The following is a 16,360-nucleotide window of genomic DNA, read 5'->3' on the forward strand; positions in this document are numbered from 1 at the left end:
TAAGTAACCATGGGCATGGACCGGATAGACCATGAAGACGGGTGGATCATAGGGACAGTCAAGCGGGACCGCGCGGAGAAGAAGCGATACGTGATCTTCCCTGATCCCGAGACAGAGGAGCCGTTGCTTTCTGTACATGAAGATATTATGATTCGCTTCAGACTGTTCAAAGGGCAGTTTCTTCCGAAAGCTGAGCTGGAGGATATTCGGAATGAAGACGAGCGGTATAAGGCTTATGCGCTCGCCATTTCTTATTTGGGCACCAAGCCGCGGACGAGAAAAGCGATTGCTCAATATTTGGGACGCAAGGAGCTTCAAGAGGACAATATTGAATATGCGCTGAACCGTTTAGAATCCGAACAACTTGTGGATGATGAACAATATGCGCGTCAATTCGTAACAAGCCGGATGCGCAGCGGACTAAAGGGCAGGCTGATGATCAGGCAGGAACTGCAGCAGCGTGGTGTCCCGAAGCAAGTCGCAGCGGAAGCGGTAACAGAGCTGGATCGCGAGAGCGAGCTGGATGCGGCCAAAACATTGGCGGAGAAGAAAAGCAGGTCAGTAAAAGGCGACCCGAAGCAGCGTAAGGCCAAGCTGATGGCATTTCTGCTGCGCAGGGGATTTCCTGGAGATATCGTGCGCGAAGCCATTCGCGGCATAGAGTGGAAGGACAAGGATAGTGGAGAGCAGGAAGATGATGGCGTTTTGCTTGACAACTGATTTTATGTAAAGATAAAATGAGGTTGTATTCCTTCACAATTTTGAATCGATTTTTCTTCCAAAAGTTGATTCGAAACGATTTATTTCGTCAAAATGGAACATGATGAAACGGTATGAAACCGGTTGAAAACCTAATAACATCCCAAGCAATGCCTTGGTGTATGCAGCAAGGAGGTGAACAAGATGGGAGATGTAAGCATCTGGATCTTGATTCCGATCTTTATCCTTGTTGGCGCAATTTTCTTTGGGATTGGTTATTTTACTCGAAAGTCGATTGCCGAGGCGAAAATTTCAAGCGCTGAGCAAGCTGCGGTCCAAATCGTAGAAACTGCGAAGAAAGACGCAGAGGCACAGAAGAAAGAAACGGTACTCGAGGCGAAAGACGAAGTCCACAAACTACGTGCAGAAGCTGAGAAAGACATCCGCGAGCGGCGCAATGAGGCGCAACGTCAGGAACGACGCCTGCTCCAGAAAGAAGAGTCGCTGGATAAAAAATTAGAAGCGCTAGAACGCAAAGAAGAAACTGTAGCCAACAAGGAGAAAAGAATCGAAGAAACACAAGAGCAGATTGACTCCATTTATAAGCAGCAGCTTAGCGAACTTGAACGTATTTCCAGCTTAACAATGGAGGACGCTAAGTCAATTATTTTGACCAATGTCGAGCAGGAAGTACGTCACGAGACCGCACAAATGATCAAGGAAATTGAACAGCAAGCGAAGGAAGAAGCAGACAAAAAAGCACGTGACATTATATCGCTGGCGATTCAGCGTTGTGCGGCCGATCATGTGGCGGAGACGACGGTATCCGTTGTTACCTTGCCTAATGAAGAGATGAAGGGCCGTATCATTGGTCGTGAAGGCCGTAATATCCGCGCTTTGGAAACATTGACCGGTATCGATCTCATTATCGACGATACACCGGAAGCGGTCATTTTGTCAGGCTTTGACCCGATTCGCCGCGAAATTGCTCGAACTTCCCTTGAGAAACTGGTGGCGGACGGTCGTATTCACCCTGCGAGGATTGAAGAGATGGTCGAGAAATCCCGCAAGGAGATTGACGAACGTGTCCGTGAATATGGTGAACAGGCGACATTCGAGGTTGGCGTTCATGGATTGCATCCGGATTTGATCAAAATACTAGGACGGCTTAAATATCGGACTAGCTATGGTCAGAACGTACTCAAGCATTCCATGGAGGTTGCATATCTGACAGGATTGATGGCAGCGGAGCTTGGCGAGGATATTACGCTGGCGAAGCGCGCAGGATTGCTGCATGATATCGGCAAAGCGCTTGACCATGAAGTGGAAGGCTCCCATGTCGAGATTGGCGTTGAACTGGCCAAGAAATACAAGGAGCATCCAGTCGTGATCAACAGTATCGCTTCTCACCATGGCGATACGGAAGCTACTTCCGTCATCGCGATGCTGGTCGGAGCGGCGGACGCCTTGTCCGCAGCACGTCCGGGAGCGCGCCGGGAGACGCTGGAGACGTATATCAAGCGTCTGGAGAAGCTGGAAGCTATTACAGAATCGTTCGACGGCGTCGAGAAGTCGTACGCGATTCAAGCGGGCCGCGAGGTGCGCGTAATGGTACAGCCTGAGAAGATCGACGATACGGAAGCGTTCCGTCTTGCTCGCGACATTACGAAGAAGATCGAGAGTGAACTCGATTATCCGGGACATATTAAAGTTACGGTTATTCGTGAGACAAGAGCAGTGGAATACGCGAAGTAACATGCATATGCATTCGGAGAAGTGGCTGCTTGTCAGCCACTTTTCTGCATTGCAGGCTTATAAAGGATGGATAGCAGGATGAATGTATTATTTATTGGTGACATTGTAGGGAATGTGGGTCGAAGCGCGCTGAAGCAAGTATTGCCGGCACTGCGCGACAAATACAATCCGCACATCATTATTGTGAACGGCGAAAATGCCGCCGCTGGCCGGGGCATTACCAAAAACATCGCACGCGAGTTTTTTGAGTGGGGCGTTCACGGGATTACGATGGGCAATCATACTTGGGACAACAAGGATATCTTCGAATGGATCGATGATGAGCCGAGAATCGTACGTCCCGCCAACTTTTCGTCGCAGGCGCCAGGACAGGGTATGGCGATCATTAAGGCGAACGGCAAGCAATTGGCCATTATCAATCTGCAAGGCCGTGCGTTCCTGCCGCCGATCGATTGTCCGTTTCAGACGGCTGACGCTCTGATCGAGGAAGCTCAGAACACGACTAAAGCAATTCTCGTCGATTTCCATGCGGAGGCGACATCCGAGAAGATTGCCATGGGCTGGTACCTGGATGGAAGAGCATCGATCGTGCTTGGTACACACACGCATGTTCAGACGAACGATGATACGATATTGCCGGAAGGAACGGCTTATATTACGGATGTTGGCATGGTCGGCTCCAAGGAAGGCGTGCTTGGCATGGAGAAGGGCGCGGTGCTTCATCGTTTCCTGACCCAGCTTCCATCCCGATTCGTCGTGGACGAAGGCAAGTGGCATCTGCACGGGTTGTCGGTACAGATCGATGATGCGACCGGCAAAGCGACCAAGATGAACAAGATCCGGCTGACGGAAGATGAATGGCTGCTTATGTAGCGAGGAGGCTGCTCGGGGTGAGCAGTCTTTTTTTGCGCATAAAAATCAGACAATTCAGAACTGTTAGTAAAGTTCGCGCGATAAAAGCAGGAATTTTTCGCCTTCTCTCGAATAGTATTTTAGAAGTGGAATCCATCCAACATTCCAGGGGAGGTACTTTTTATGGACGTATTAAAAGTATCAGCGAAGTCCAATCCGAATTCCGTCGCAGGTGCGCTGGCTGGCGTATTGCGCGAACGCGGCGGCGCCGAGCTTCAGGCCATTGGCGCTGGTGCATTGAATCAAGCGATTAAGGCGGTAGCCATTGCGCGCGGGTTTGTCGCCCCTAGCGGTGTGGATCTCATTTGCATCCCTGCGTTTACGGATATTGTCATTGACGGAGAAGACCGGACTGCGATTAAACTTATAGTGGAGCCGCGCTAACGGTTCCGCATGTATACGCCTCGACATCAGCCTGTTTACCCCGTAGACAGGTTTTTTGCTTTGAGATAAGCCGAGAGGATGAATGGTTATGGCTATTGTGGATTTTCATTGTGACGTATTGTCCAAGCTGCTAAGGGACCGGGAATTAACCTTTCAAGGAAATAAGCCGAGTGTTCTGGATGTGACACTGGACCGGCTCAAGGCAGGTCATGTCATCTTACAGACATTTGCTGTGTTTATATCGCCAAGCCGTCCCGATTATCATGACATGGACCCGATCCTGGAAAGTATAGATCTATTTTATGAGAAAATATTGAGCTTTCCGGAGCTGCGGATCATACGGACTGTGTCAGACCTCGATGCATGCACACAGGAGGGCAAGATTGGCGCTCTATTGTCCCTTGAGGGAGTGGGGGGACTGAGAGGCAGGCTATCGATGCTGCGGCTCCTGAAGCGGCTTGGCATGCGGGCAGCGGGGCTTACATGGAATGATGCCAACTGGGCGGCGGACGGTGTTATGGAAGCCAGGGCCGGGGGATTGACGGACCAGGGAGCTGCATTTGTACAGGAGTGCAATAGATTGGGCATTATCGTCGATGTATCACATCTGTCGGAACGGGCTTTTTGGGATGTCGCCTCACTGTCGTCGAGGCCCATTGTCGCATCGCATTCCAATGCGCGCGAGCTGTGCGATCATCCCCGCAACCTGACGGACTTGCAGATCAGGGCGATTATGGATAGCGGCGGATTGATCGGCATCACGTATGTGCCGCAATTTGTCCGTGCTGCAGGCGACGTGACGATCGATGATGTGCTGCGCCATGTAGAGCATATATGCGCTCTTGGCGGGGAGAAGCATCTCGCGCTTGGATCGGACTTTGACGGGATTGATCGCCATGTGCAAGGCTTGTCGCATCCTGGACAAGTTGTGGCTCTGCAAGAGGCGCTGCTGAAGAGATATAGCCCAGAGCAAGCCCAAGGCATCTTGTCCGGAAATGCTCTCTCATTCCTGAGGGGACAACTCCCCGTGGACTAAACGGAATTTGATCTCGCGGCGATATGGGAATGATCGAAACAAACTATCTTTTATCTAAGCGTTTACATCTTGCAAAACCGTGACCTCAAACATAAAATTGTTGTGACTATAATCGTTTCTATTATATAATGCTTAATGTTGTCGAATTTTCATGCACCTTCATGAAGCAGAGGAGATGGGCATTTTGATAAGTCAATTATCTTGGAAGATTGGCGGACAGCAGGGTGAAGGCGTAGAGAGTACCGACCGTATTTTTTCCACAGCGCTTAACCGGCTAGGTTACTACTTATATGGGTACCGTCATTTTTCATCACGTATAAAAGGCGGTCATACAAATAATAAAATCCGTATCAGCACGAAGCCGATTCGGGCGATCTCGGATGATCTGGATATTTTGGTCGCATTCGATCAGGAGAGTATCGATCTGAATGCTCGCGAATTGCGCAAAGGCGGAGTCATCGTAGCGGACGCCAAATTCGATCCGGCCGTACCGGATGGAATCGACGCCCGCTTATTTGCTGTGCCGATTACGAAGATGGCCGAAGAGCTTGGCACATCTCTTATGAAGAACATGGTAGCTTCCGGCGCATCATGGGCATTGCTCGGCCTGCCGCTTGAGGTGTTCAACCAAGCGGTGGAAGAAGAGTTCGGCCGCAAAGGACCGGCGATTGTGGAGAAAAATATTGAAGCGGTGAAGCGCGGCGCCGAGTTCGTGCTGGAGCAAGCGGGCGGACCGCTGGACGAATTCAAGCTGGACGAAGCAGACGGCAAGCAGAAGCTGTTCATGATCGGCAATGAAGCGATCGGACTTGGCAGCATCGCGGCTGGCTGCCGGTTGATGTCCGCGTATCCGATTACACCTGCATCTGAAATTATGGAATATCTTATTAAGAAGCTGCCGAAGTTCGGCGGTACCGTCGTTCAGACAGAGGACGAGATTGCGGCTGTAACGATGGCGATCGGCGCGAACTATGCCGGTGTCCGTACTATGACGGCATCCGCTGGGCCAGGTCTGTCGCTGATGATGGAGGCCATTGGTCTGGCAGGTATGACCGAGACGCCGCTAGTTATTATTAACACGCAGCGCGGCGGCCCATCGACCGGCTTGCCTACCAAGCAGGAGCAGTCCGACTTAAATGCGATGGTATACGGCACGCATGGCGAGATTCCGAAGGTCGTCATTGCGCCGGCTTCCATTGAGGATTGCTTCTACGATATGATAGAAGCGTTCAATGTGTCAGAGCAATATCAGGTTCCTGTCATTGTGATGACAGACCTGCAGCTATCGCTGGGCAAGCAGTCCTGCGAGCCGCTTGATTATAGCAAGGTGCAAATCTCGCGCGGAAAACTGGTGACAGACGCTCCTGCACTGGAAGGACCGGAGCTGTTCAAGCGCTATGAGTTTACCGAAGACGGCATCTCTCCGCGTGTGCTGCCGGGCGAGAAGGGCGGATTGCATCACGTGACAGGCGTAGAACATGACGAAGTGGGCCGTCCGTCTGAGAACGCAGTGAACCGCCAGCGCATGATGGATAAGCGTCTCAATAAGCTGAATAGTCTATTGATCCGCGATGCGATTCGCGTCGATGCGCCAAATGATACACCTGATTTATTGATTATCGGCATGGGATCGACGGGCGGAACGATCGATGCGGCTAGAGCTATGCTAGAACAAGATGGAGTGAAGACGAGTCATATTACGGTTCGCCAAATCCATCCGTTCCCTACGGATGCGCTCAAGCCTTATTTGGAAAAAGCCAAAAAAGTCGTTGTTATTGAGAACAATGCTACGGCTCAGCTGGCTGGCCAAATTAAAATGTACGCGGGCTTCTCCGAGAAGATCGAAAGCCTGCTGAAGTACGACGGCAATCCATTCCTTCCGCTTGAAGTCTATAAAGCAAGTAAGGAGCTGAGCTAAAATGGCAACGTTCAAAGAGTTTCGTAACAATGTGAAGCCGAACTGGTGTCCAGGCTGCGGAGACTTCTCGATTCAGGCCGCGATTCAGCGCGCCGCAGCGAATGTAGGATTGGAGCCGGAGCAGTTGGCGGTTATTTCCGGCATCGGCTGTTCCGGGCGGATATCCGGTTACATTAACGCATACGGTCTCCACGGCATTCATGGCCGTGCGCTTCCGATCGCACAAGGCGTCAAGCTCGCCAACCGCGAATTGACGGTCATTGCTTCGGGCGGCGACGGCGACGGCTTTGCAATCGGCATGGGGCATACGGTTCATGCGATTCGCCGTAACCTGAATATTACGTATATCGTGATGGATAACCAGATCTATGGCTTGACGAAAGGCCAGACGTCTCCGCGCAGCGCGGAGGGCTTCAAGACGAAGTCGACGCCGGAAGGCTCGATTGAGACGACGCTTTCTCCGCTGGAGATTGCCATGTCGGCAGGCGCAACCTTTGTGGCCCAGTCGTTCTCCAGTGATCTGAAAGGATTGACGAGTCTGATCGAGCAAGGCATCAAGCATGAAGGCTTCTCCTTGATCAACGTATTCAGTCCATGCGTCACGTTCAACAAAATCAATACCTACGATTGGTTCAAAGAAAATATCGTCAACCTGGAGCAATTCCCGGATTACAATCCGAGCGATCGTGTAGCGGCCATGAATAAAATTATGGAGACGAACGGCATGCTGACGGGCTTGATTTATCAGAATACGACTCGCAAGTCTTATGAAGATATGATCTCGGGCTTTAAGCCTGAGGGATTGGCGAAGCAAGAGCTTGCCATTTCTGAAGAGCAATTCGATCAGCTTGTCGCCGAATTTAAATAAATGCTATGATAAGCATACGGCCCCTAAGCCGTATGCTTTTTTATAGCTATTAAGGAATAAATCAAGAGAACAGGAGTGCAACAACATGAGCAGACAAGTACCAGTAGGCGTATCGGCACGACATATCCATCTATCGGAGGAACATGTACATATATTGTTCGGCGAGGGTTATCAATTGACGGAGATGAAGCCATTGTCACAGCCGGGACAATATGCGGCGAATGAGACCGTGGCTGTTACTGGCCCGAAGGGCTCCTTCGGCAAAGTGCGCATTCTGGGTCCGGTGCGCAAGCGCACGCAGCTTGAAGTGTCTCGTACCGATGCATTCGCGCTGGGCGTTAATCCTCCAGTACGCGAATCCGGCGATATTGCAGGATCTGCAGGCATTACAATTCAAGGTCCGGCAGGTGAAGTTGTCATTGAGGAAGGCGTAATCGTGGCAGCGCGCCATATTCACTTCCATACAAGTGACGCAGAGCGCCTCGGCATTGCCGATAAGCAAAAGCTGCGCGTTCGTGTAGGCGGTGATCGCGGCGTGGTGTTCGAGCATGTGGTCGCACGCGTCTCGGCTGACTTTGCGCTTGATATGCATATCGATACGGACGAAGCGAATGCGGCAGGCGTGAAAAACGGAGACATGGCGGAAATTATCGATTAGTTAGATTGGATCAGCGAGGAAGGCTCTTTGGGTGTGAATCCCGAAGAGCCTTTTTTTGCTGCATGTCAAATTCTGAATTGACTTAACCGTTCATAGTGTATATATTATATATATACATTAAATACATGATAGACGGTGGTAGATCTATGAATATCATTTTATCGAATGCGTCCGATGAGCCCATCTACGGTCAGATCGTCCGGCAGATTCGCAGTCTGATCTTGAATAGTGAGCTGTCTCCTGGACAGAGCTTGCCATCCATACGCCAGCTTGCGAAGGATTTGGGGATTAGCGTCATTACGACGAAGCGCGCTTATGAGGAGTTGGAGAAGGAAGGGCTGATTGATTCCGTTGTGGGCAAAGGCTCTTTCGTCTCCGGAGCCAACCCTGAGTTTATTAGAGAGCAGCGGCTTAAGCAACTGGAGAGCAAGCTGGCTGACATTGTCGAGGAGAGCCGTTCCCTTCAGTTGACCTTGGAGGAGCTCTTCGACCATATTCGACTTATTGATCAAGGGATGGAGGAGTAGAGAATGGAACAGCATGTCATTGAAGTACGCAACTTAACCAAACGCTTCAAGAGGTTTGCGCTGGAGGATATTCAGCTCGATATACGGCAGGGGTTTATTACCGGATTGATCGGAGCTAATGGAGCGGGCAAGAGTACGCTTATCCGGCTGATCATGGGAATGGCGGTTCCCGCGGCAGGAGAGATTCGCGTCTTCGGACGAAGCGTTCAGAAGCAGGAGGCGGAGATTAAGGAACGGATCGGCTTTGTAGCGGATGATAGCCACTTCTATGAGCAATTGACAATAGGGATGCTGAAAACCATTTACGCACCGTTCTACAAGAAGTGGGACGATAGATTATTCAAGCGGTATCTGGACCGTTTCGAGCTGTCTCCCAAGGCCAAGGTACAAAGCTTGTCCAAAGGGATGAAGATGAAGCTGTCGCTGGCGCTTGCTTTGTCCCATCAAGCCGATTTGCTCATCATGGATGAGCCGACAGCAGGCCTTGACCCCGTATTTCGCAGAGAGCTGCTGGAACTGCTTGCCGAGCTTATGCTGGATGAGCGCAAGTCCATTCTGTTCTCGACCCATATTACGACCGACCTTGATCGTGTTGCCGATTATATTGCTTTTCTTCATAAAGGAAGCCTGGTCTTCAACGAGTCGAAGGAAGGGCTCTTTGATCGGTACGGCCTTGTGAAAGGGAGCAATGAGCTGCTGGATGCGGATGTTCGCAAGCTGTTTGTCGGTATTCGTGAGACGGGCACCGGATTCGAGGCGCTGACGGATAACCGTCAATCGGTGGAGTCGTTGCTCGATGGCCATGCGCAGGTAGATAGGCCGACTCTGGAGGACATCATGTTCTTCACCGCGAAAGGAGCGGCGGCGCATGTATAACCTCATTCGAAAAGAAGTTATTGTGCTGAGGTGGTATTTCCTTTTTAATGCAGGCTATGCGTTAGTGTTTGGCGTATTTTTGCAGTCATCCTTTAGTCCGCTAATGATCAGCATGCTTCCGCCTATTATGATGATGATGTTCGCTGCCAATATGGAGCTTCGCAACAAGGCTATGATGTTTATCGGGACACTGCCGATCAGCCGCAAGCAAATCGTATCTGCTAAATATGTTACGGTCTTTTTCTATTATCTTATCGGACTCATCTTAATGGCTGTGATCCATGCCGCTAATGAATTTGCATATTCGGTTGAAAATACGATGGCTATGAGTGCCGAGATTACAATCCTAATGATATTGCTGTCCTTCAGCTTTACGATGCTATATGCAGCGTTTTATTATCCGATTCAATATTGGCTGGGGGTCAAATACTCGAATATCATTTCATTCGTATCTATCTTTTTTATGGTCATTGTGCTCAGTACGGTTGCGAACATTATTGAGAAGTTCTCTGATTATCTAATAGCGAATGAATTTGTTGTTATCGGCATTCCTGCGCTTAGCCTATTGCTCTTTTATGGTTCGTACCGGCTATCGCTAATCATATTTACGCGGCAGGATATGGCGGGCTAGACCGTGAAAGGGGAGTTTGACATCATCGCCTTGTTTTATCTGATACGAAAAGATTTTATTGTGCTAAGGTGGTATTTTCCCTTTGTGGCGATCTTTGCTCTTATATTTGGCTGGAATTTTCGAACTTCAGTCTCGCCGCTTTTGATCCTAGTGTTGCCGACTGTAATGATGGTCATGCTGACAGCCAGTATTGAATTTCGAAGCAAGAGCATGATGTTTGTATCCACATTACCGATAAACCGCAAACAGATCGTCTTAGCCAAATATATATCGGTCTTTTTTTATTATTTGTTGGGGCTTGTTCTGATGGTTTTGGTTCATACAGTGAATGCATACACAACAGGCCATTCCACTGCTGTATCGGGATTTATCATGTTGCTTGCATTTGGAGTATCGATGCTGTATGCAGCGATTTACTTGCTCGTTCAGTTTTGGCTGGGGATTAGAAGCAGTAATATTATGGTGTTCGCCGCCTTACTTTTAATGAACTTTTTCCTTGGTGTGGCAGGCGATACAGTGGAGAAGTTCTCTGATGCTTTCGGGTTCAATGTGCCGCTTGCTGCAGGAATACCCTTGGCCGGATTGTTGATTTTGTATAGTTCTTATCGATGGTCGCTTCATATTTTCAGACGCAAAGATATACAGGGATAACCATTCAGATACAAAAAAGCAGCTTGCATCGATGCAAGCTGCTTTTCTGATATTGCAGTTAGTGACCCATCATCATAGATACATCCGGCTTGTCGGATGCGGCAACACCGTCATCCTGTTGCTTCGGCTTGCGAAGCAGCAGGGCAACCAGAATGCCGAACACGCCGATGCAGGACAAGACGAAGAAGGCGTCACCGAATGACAGGTATGGAATTTCCGGTCCCGGGTTCTGAGCGGAATAATGTTTGATCCGGTCCGCCAGAAGCGTAGACAGACCCGCAATGGCGAAGGAGCTCATAACCTGCTGAGCCGCGCCTGTAAGGGACGTTACCCGGCCGACAAGATGTCTTGGCGCGGATTGAATGATGTGCGTATTAAGCGGCATCATGGAGAAGCCCATGCCGGAGCCCAGCAGCACAAGTGGCACCATAATTTGCGGAATCGTCGTATCCACCGTAATGTTGGACAGTAAATATGCGCCCGTCGATACAAGGAGCAGACCGAAGATAACGACAGGACGTGCGCCCACCTTATCGAACAGCTTGCCGCCGATCGGCATGAACACCCCAGCCGAAAGCGCCTGAGGAAGCAGGATCAAGCCAGTCTCGAACGCGGAGTAGCCTTTCGCCTGAATCAGGAATAGCGGAATAAGGAAGAGCGTTCCGAACAAGGCGATTTGTACAATCCATTGCAGCACGACACCGCGCGTGAAGTCGGCGGATTTGAACACGCGAAGCTCCAGCAGTGGATTCTTGCGGCGGAGCTCTGCAACAATGAAGATGACAAGTGCGACGCCGCCGACAATCAGACCAATCAGTGTCTCCGGAGCTGTCCAGCCGCTGCCGCCGCCGTGCTCGCTGCCTGCGGAGCTAATGCCGTATGCAAGCGCCGCAAAGGCTAGCGGAGCGAAGATCATACCCAGCAAGTCAAGCGCAGGCACCGTCTGACGCTCCAGATTCGGCAGTGTGCGAAGGCCGATAATTACGGCAATAATACCGATTGGCACATTGATCAGGAAGATCCAATGCCAGGTTGCGTATTCAACCAGCCAGCCGGCAACGACAGGGCCGGAAGCGGGAGCCAGCAGCATGGGAATGCCGATCATGCCCATGACAGCGCCTTGCTTGCCTGGAGGGCTAAGCCGGTAAGTGAAAGCCATCGCGATAGGGGCAACCATGCCGCCGCCCAGACCTTGGATGACACGGAAAACAATTAATTGCTCGACGGTTCCGGCAAGGCCGCAAAGGATCGAGCCGATCGTGAACATGACGACAGATAGCAAAAAGATCTTTTTGGCTCCGAACTTGTCGGACAGCCATCCAGCCAGCGGAATGACGGCCGCTTGTGCAAGCGCATAGCCGGTTACCGTCCACTGAACAAGAGTGAACGTGCTTTCGAACTCCACCATGAACTGGTTCAAGGCGACATTCATAGCCGTTCCATCCAAAATGACCATAAACATGCCGACGATGATCGCTAAGAGCGGAAGCATGATGCTGCGTATGGATGGTTCGCCGTTATGCGGTGCTGGTATTGAAGGTGAAGCCATTGCGTATTCCTCCTATCCCATAAAGGGTGTTCTCTTTCTTTCATTGACCTGCCGCAGCACCAACGCTAAAATAAAGGTGGACGACAGACTGCGGACAATTGTCCGCATTTTTGAATCATATAGAGGAATCCATTAAAAGTCAAACGAATTTTTTGGTTATAACGGTTCTCTTGGAAGAGAAAACGAATGATATTTATAGAGCATGGAATAGATAAATTGAAGCAAGGAGAATGGAGATGTCGGCGACTGAAAACAACCGATCCAAGGAAGAGCTGAGCAAATGCATTAAGGATATCGCTACGCAATTGTTCAGCGAACATGGCGTAGAATCGGTCAGTATGCATCAGATTGCCAAGTCGGCTGGAGTAGGGCAGGGCACGCTGTACCGAAGATATGCGAATAAAGCCGATTTATGTATTGGCCTTATGCAGGATACCTTCGATCAGATGCAGAGCACAATCAACGGTTATATCCGTGAGACGGCTGATCAGCCTGTTCACGAGAGGCTCCGTGGAGTTATAGGGATTCTGCTCGATTTTCTGGGCGAGAAATCGAAGATGCTGGGCGTGATACAAGCGCAGCTTATGACCGAAAGAAATAAGGATGACTTCTATCAGTCTCCGCCCTACCTATTCATGCATGGCATCCTGACAGATCTATTATCCGAGCTGCCTGACGAAGACAGGCTGAAGCAGATCGACGCGCCTTTTATCGCACATTCGTATATCGCGGTATTGTCCCCTCATACTTACAGGCATCTTGTATGCGTGAAAGGGTATAGCCACGAGCGGCTTTACGAGCAGTTTTGCAGCTTGTATATCGATCCTTTGTTCAAGTCCTGAGGCTTCTGGCAGGCTTTGGATCGCAATCGCTTCCAAAAGCTGACGTACCAATGGATTAGGCAAGGTCGATGTGGTATAATTTTGTATTGTTGTGTTGGAATGAATTCGCAGTAGCATGACGGATCTAGCATAAAGGAAGTGACAAGAGACATGACGAAAGAGGCTCCGAAAGCGCCAGCCGCTGCAGGCGGCAAGGGCGAAAAGGACTATTCCAAATATTTCGACTTCAGCGATGCCAAAATCCTGAGTGAGGAAGATGGCGTCACGACTCTACGTATTAAAGGGCGCAACATCCAGCTATCTTCCGCTCCTTCCTATAAAGACGAGAAAAAACGGGGCAAAGAAGAGATTCAGGTACACTATGACTTCTCCATTCCGGAGGAATTGCGGACGATGGGAAGGGGCAAGCATTATTTGATTCAAACCTATGGCTGCCAGATGAATGAGCATGATACCGAAGTAATGAAGGGCATGTTCGAGGAGATGGGCTATACCGCCACGGAGGACCGGAGCGTGGCGGATGTCATCCTGCTTAACACATGCGCGATTCGGGAAAATGCGGAGGACAAGGTGTTCGGCGAGCTGGGCCATCTGAAGGTGCTGAAGACCGAGAAGCCTGATTTGCTGCTAGGCGTTTGCGGCTGCATGTCCCAGGAGGAATCCGTTGTAGGGCGTATCTTGCAGAAGCACTCCTTTGTCGATATGATATTTGGGACTCACAATATTCACCGCTTGCCGCATTTGCTTCAGAATGCTTATTACAGCAAGGAATTAGTCGTCGAGGTGTGGTCAAAGGAAGGCGACATTATCGAGAACATGCCGAAGAAACGCGAGGGCATGCGAGCATGGGTGAACATCATGTATGGCTGCGACAAGTTCTGTACTTATTGCATTGTGCCATACACGCGCGGCAAGGAACGCAGCCGCCGTCCGGAGGACGTCATTGCCGAGGTGCGCGAGCTGGCGCGCCAAGGGTATAAGGAAGTGACGCTGCTGGGGCAGAACGTCAATGCGTACGGCAAGGACTTCGAGGATATCGCATACCGGTTCGGCGATTTGATGCACGATATGTCGAAGATCGACATTCCGCGAATCCGCTTTACGACCAGCCATCCGCGAGACTTTGACGATCATTTGATCGGGGTGCTGGCAAGCCGCGGCAATTTGGTGGAGCATATTCATCTTCCCGTTCAGTCGGGCAGCACGGAAGTGTTGAAGCGGATGAGCCGCAAATATTCGCGCGAGATGTTCCTGGACCTGGTGTCACGCATTAAGACGGCTATACCGGATGTCGTGTTAACCACGGATATTATCGTAGGCTTCCCGGGTGAGACGGACGAGCAATTCGAGGAGACGATGTCCCTTGTGCAGGAAGTCGGATTCCACTTTGCCTATTCGTTCATCTATTCTCCGCGCGAGGGCACGCCTGCAGCCGGTATGGAGGACAACGTGCCGATGGAGACGAAGAAGCGCCGTCTGCAGCGGTTGAACGGGCTTCTGGCTGCACTTAGCCGTGAGAAGAATGATGATATGCTGGGCGAAGTGATTGAAGTGTTGATTGAAGGCGAAAGCAAAAACAATGCCAATGTTCTTTCGGGACGCACCCGGACGAATAAGCTTGTCCATATGGAAGGCCCCAAGGAGTGGATCGGATCGTTCGTGCATGCGAGGGTTACCGAGACGCAGACCTGGTATATCAAAGCAGAGCCGATACTGTCGGCTTTAGACGAAGCCGTTAGCTAACGGCCATTACAGGAGAGATGACGAATGGCAGAACATCAACATGAGCATGGCGTAGCTTGCAGCCATCATGGCGGCACGACGGATATCCCGTCGTTTCATACGCGCGATCTGATCGTGAAAGAAGACATTATGGCGAAAGCCAAGGAGCTTGCGGAAGTGATATTCCATTCCGACGAAGTTCAGCTATACCGCCGCGCAGAGCAGCAGATTAACACCAATGAACGCGTACAGGTGCTGATCAACCAAATCAAGAAGAAGCAGAAGGAAGTAGTCGCGTTCGAGAAAACGTTCAAAAATCCGGATATGGTGAAAAAAATCGAGACGGAGATGGAGTCGCTTCAGGACGAGCTGGACGGCATTCCGATCGTATCGCAGTTCCAGCAAAGCCAATCCGATATCAACTATCTGCTTCAGTTGGTTGTAACGGTTATCCGCGACACCGTGTCAGACCGCATTAATGTGGAAGACGCGAGCGAGCCTGATCCCGAGAATTGCAGCGATTAATGAATAAATGAACAAAAGCCGCTTGCCGGCTACGGCTGATTGCCGTAGGGGCGAGCGGCTTATTTTCTTGGTTTTTCATTTAGCCTTGGGCTTCGCGAGGAGCGGCTGCAGTCGTTCCGGCTGCGTCTGCGCTGCGGAACCGGTAGACAAAGGAAGCAAGCGATACGGCTGCCAGCGCGCCAATAAACGCTTTGATGGCGTCGCCTGGCAGGAAGGAGCTGCCGACGATAAAGGTTTTGGTCCAGGTATATTCAGCTGTATATTTCATCCATAGCAATCCCGGAACATAAGACAGCATGGAGCTCAGGATAAAGAAGATAAGAAAAAATCCGATGAGCGCGTAAGCCTTATTCGAGATGATGCGTCTCGACGTCAGCAGCTTATGTACCGCAATACTGGCGAACATAGCGCAGAACGGGAAGGCGAAGATGAATCCGCCGGTCGGCCCGATCAGATGCGGGATTCCGCCCTTGCCGCCGAACAACGGCAATCCGAAAGCAGAGAGTACAATGACGACAAATATGCTGGCGAACGCAAGCCGGGGCCTGAGGAACAAGCCGGACAATATAACGGCGAAGGTCTGCAGTGTAATGGGAATAACGGAGAAGTTGAGCTTCATCTGCTGCATGCTCAGCACGATGAACAATGCGGCGAATAATGCGACGTACACGAGTGATCGAATAGAAATGGATTTCATGATCGATAGAATCTCCTTTTCATACTTGCGGAATTATTGTTAACCAATTATTATGTATTTAGGTTAACAAATCGAATTCTAGCACAGCCTTTCGATCATGGGAAGAGGTA

Annotated in this window: 17 protein-coding genes; 15 read left to right on the forward strand and 2 right to left on the reverse strand. The window is 50.4% G+C overall.

Features of this window, described 5'->3' with window-relative positions:
- Positions 1-9 precede the first annotated feature (9 nt).
- From AC0YNW_RS04385 to AC0YNW_RS04440, 12 genes are all read left to right on the forward strand, one after another.
- On the forward strand, positions 10-720 hold the full coding sequence (locus AC0YNW_RS04385; protein WP_475830877.1) for a RecX family transcriptional regulator: 711 nt from the start codon (positions 10-12) through the stop codon (positions 718-720).
- Between the two features lie 183 nt (positions 721-903).
- Positions 904-2,454: a ribonuclease Y gene (gene rny, locus AC0YNW_RS04390; protein WP_387474850.1), complete on the forward strand. Its 1,551-nt coding sequence runs from the start codon at positions 904-906 to the stop codon at positions 2,452-2,454.
- Positions 2,455-2,532: 78 nt separating this feature from the next.
- Positions 2,533-3,327: a TIGR00282 family metallophosphoesterase gene (locus AC0YNW_RS04395; RefSeq protein ID WP_475830878.1), complete on the forward strand. Its 795-nt coding sequence runs from the start codon at positions 2,533-2,535 to the stop codon at positions 3,325-3,327.
- Between the two features lie 162 nt (positions 3,328-3,489).
- Positions 3,490-3,750, forward strand: coding sequence for a stage V sporulation protein S (locus tag AC0YNW_RS04400; RefSeq protein WP_006036664.1), 261 nt, complete (start codon positions 3,490-3,492; stop codon positions 3,748-3,750).
- A gap of 88 nt (positions 3,751-3,838) precedes the next feature.
- Positions 3,839-4,786, forward strand: a complete 948-nt coding sequence (locus tag AC0YNW_RS04405; protein WP_475830879.1) for a dipeptidase — start codon at positions 3,839-3,841, stop codon at positions 4,784-4,786.
- A gap of 184 nt (positions 4,787-4,970) precedes the next feature.
- On the forward strand, positions 4,971-6,704 hold the full coding sequence (locus AC0YNW_RS04410; RefSeq protein WP_387474857.1) for a 2-oxoacid:acceptor oxidoreductase subunit alpha: 1,734 nt from the start codon (positions 4,971-4,973) through the stop codon (positions 6,702-6,704).
- A 1-nt stretch (position 6,705) separates the two neighbouring features.
- Positions 6,706-7,572 carry a 2-oxoacid:ferredoxin oxidoreductase subunit beta gene (locus tag AC0YNW_RS04415; RefSeq protein ID WP_475830880.1) on the forward strand — a complete coding sequence of 289 codons (867 nt, stop codon included), beginning with the start codon at positions 6,706-6,708 and terminating at the stop codon, positions 7,570-7,572.
- 85 nt (positions 7,573-7,657) lie between these two features.
- Positions 7,658-8,230: a phosphate propanoyltransferase gene (pduL, locus tag AC0YNW_RS04420; protein WP_475830881.1), complete on the forward strand. Its 573-nt coding sequence runs from the start codon at positions 7,658-7,660 to the stop codon at positions 8,228-8,230.
- Between the two features lie 146 nt (positions 8,231-8,376).
- Positions 8,377-8,757, forward strand: a complete 381-nt coding sequence (locus AC0YNW_RS04425; RefSeq protein WP_387474863.1) for a GntR family transcriptional regulator — start codon at positions 8,377-8,379, stop codon at positions 8,755-8,757.
- Positions 8,758-8,760: 3 nt separating this feature from the next.
- A complete protein-coding gene (locus tag AC0YNW_RS04430; RefSeq protein WP_387474865.1) occupies positions 8,761-9,633 on the forward strand; it encodes an ABC transporter ATP-binding protein in 873 nt (290 codons plus the stop codon).
- Complete coding sequence (locus AC0YNW_RS04435; RefSeq protein ID WP_387474867.1) at positions 9,626-10,264, forward strand: ABC-2 transporter permease; 639 nt, start codon at positions 9,626-9,628, stop codon at positions 10,262-10,264. The genes AC0YNW_RS04430 and AC0YNW_RS04435 overlap by 8 nt, the downstream gene beginning before the upstream one ends.
- A gap of 3 nt (positions 10,265-10,267) precedes the next feature.
- Positions 10,268-10,915 (forward strand): ABC-2 transporter permease, encoded by a 648-nt coding sequence (locus AC0YNW_RS04440; protein ID WP_475830882.1) that lies wholly within the window; start codon positions 10,268-10,270, stop codon positions 10,913-10,915.
- Between the two features lie 58 nt (positions 10,916-10,973).
- On the opposite strand, the gene AC0YNW_RS04445 is transcribed toward AC0YNW_RS04440, so the two are convergent.
- Entirely contained in the window at positions 10,974-12,464 is a 1,491-nt protein-coding gene (locus AC0YNW_RS04445; RefSeq protein WP_387474871.1) for a DHA2 family efflux MFS transporter permease subunit, read from the reverse strand.
- A 236-nt stretch (positions 12,465-12,700) separates the two neighbouring features.
- On the opposite strand from AC0YNW_RS04445, the gene AC0YNW_RS04450 reads away from it, so the two are divergent.
- From AC0YNW_RS04450 to AC0YNW_RS04460, 3 genes are all read left to right on the forward strand, one after another.
- Positions 12,701-13,306, forward strand: a complete 606-nt coding sequence (locus AC0YNW_RS04450; RefSeq protein ID WP_475830883.1) for a TetR/AcrR family transcriptional regulator — start codon at positions 12,701-12,703, stop codon at positions 13,304-13,306.
- 150 nt (positions 13,307-13,456) lie between these two features.
- Positions 13,457-15,049, forward strand: a complete 1,593-nt coding sequence (gene miaB, locus AC0YNW_RS04455; RefSeq protein ID WP_475830884.1) for a tRNA (N6-isopentenyl adenosine(37)-C2)-methylthiotransferase MiaB — start codon at positions 13,457-13,459, stop codon at positions 15,047-15,049.
- Between the two features lie 24 nt (positions 15,050-15,073).
- Positions 15,074-15,553 (forward strand): YlbF/YmcA family competence regulator, encoded by a 480-nt coding sequence (locus AC0YNW_RS04460; protein ID WP_475830885.1) that lies wholly within the window; start codon positions 15,074-15,076, stop codon positions 15,551-15,553.
- A 79-nt stretch (positions 15,554-15,632) separates the two neighbouring features.
- On the opposite strand, the gene AC0YNW_RS04465 is transcribed toward AC0YNW_RS04460, so the two are convergent.
- Positions 15,633-16,250: a biotin transporter BioY gene (locus tag AC0YNW_RS04465; RefSeq protein ID WP_475830886.1), complete on the reverse strand. Its 618-nt coding sequence runs from the start codon at positions 16,248-16,250 to the stop codon at positions 15,633-15,635.
- Positions 16,251-16,360: the final 110 nt, after the last annotated feature.

Source organism: Paenibacillus sp. J31R120, from assembly GCF_056269225.1.

What these genes read in the sequence shown, in the direction of transcription:
- AC0YNW_RS04385 (WP_475830877.1), top strand. Translation starts at nt 10, where the DNA reads ATGGGCATGGACCGGATAGACCATGAAGACGGGTGGATCATAGGGACA.
- rny (WP_387474850.1), top strand. Translation starts at nt 904, where the DNA reads ATGGGAGATGTAAGCATCTGGATCTTGATTCCGATCTTTATCCTTGTT.
- AC0YNW_RS04395 (WP_475830878.1), top strand. Translation starts at nt 2,533, where the DNA reads ATGAATGTATTATTTATTGGTGACATTGTAGGGAATGTGGGTCGAAGC.
- AC0YNW_RS04400 (WP_006036664.1), top strand. Translation starts at nt 3,490, where the DNA reads ATGGACGTATTAAAAGTATCAGCGAAGTCCAATCCGAATTCCGTCGCA.
- AC0YNW_RS04405 (WP_475830879.1), top strand. Translation starts at nt 3,839, where the DNA reads ATGGCTATTGTGGATTTTCATTGTGACGTATTGTCCAAGCTGCTAAGG.
- AC0YNW_RS04415 (WP_475830880.1), top strand. Translation starts at nt 6,706, where the DNA reads ATGGCAACGTTCAAAGAGTTTCGTAACAATGTGAAGCCGAACTGGTGT.
- pduL (WP_475830881.1), top strand. Translation starts at nt 7,658, where the DNA reads ATGAGCAGACAAGTACCAGTAGGCGTATCGGCACGACATATCCATCTA.
- AC0YNW_RS04425 (WP_387474863.1), top strand. Translation starts at nt 8,377, where the DNA reads ATGAATATCATTTTATCGAATGCGTCCGATGAGCCCATCTACGGTCAG.
- AC0YNW_RS04430 (WP_387474865.1), top strand. Translation starts at nt 8,761, where the DNA reads ATGGAACAGCATGTCATTGAAGTACGCAACTTAACCAAACGCTTCAAG.
- AC0YNW_RS04435 (WP_387474867.1), top strand. Translation starts at nt 9,626, where the DNA reads ATGTATAACCTCATTCGAAAAGAAGTTATTGTGCTGAGGTGGTATTTC.
- AC0YNW_RS04445 (WP_387474871.1), bottom strand. Translation starts at nt 12,464, where the DNA reads ATGGCTTCACCTTCAATACCAGCACCGCATAACGGCGAACCATCCATA.
- AC0YNW_RS04450 (WP_475830883.1), top strand. Translation starts at nt 12,701, where the DNA reads ATGTCGGCGACTGAAAACAACCGATCCAAGGAAGAGCTGAGCAAATGC.
- miaB (WP_475830884.1), top strand. Translation starts at nt 13,457, where the DNA reads ATGACGAAAGAGGCTCCGAAAGCGCCAGCCGCTGCAGGCGGCAAGGGC.
- AC0YNW_RS04460 (WP_475830885.1), top strand. Translation starts at nt 15,074, where the DNA reads ATGGCAGAACATCAACATGAGCATGGCGTAGCTTGCAGCCATCATGGC.
- AC0YNW_RS04465 (WP_475830886.1), bottom strand. Translation starts at nt 16,250, where the DNA reads ATGAAATCCATTTCTATTCGATCACTCGTGTACGTCGCATTATTCGCC.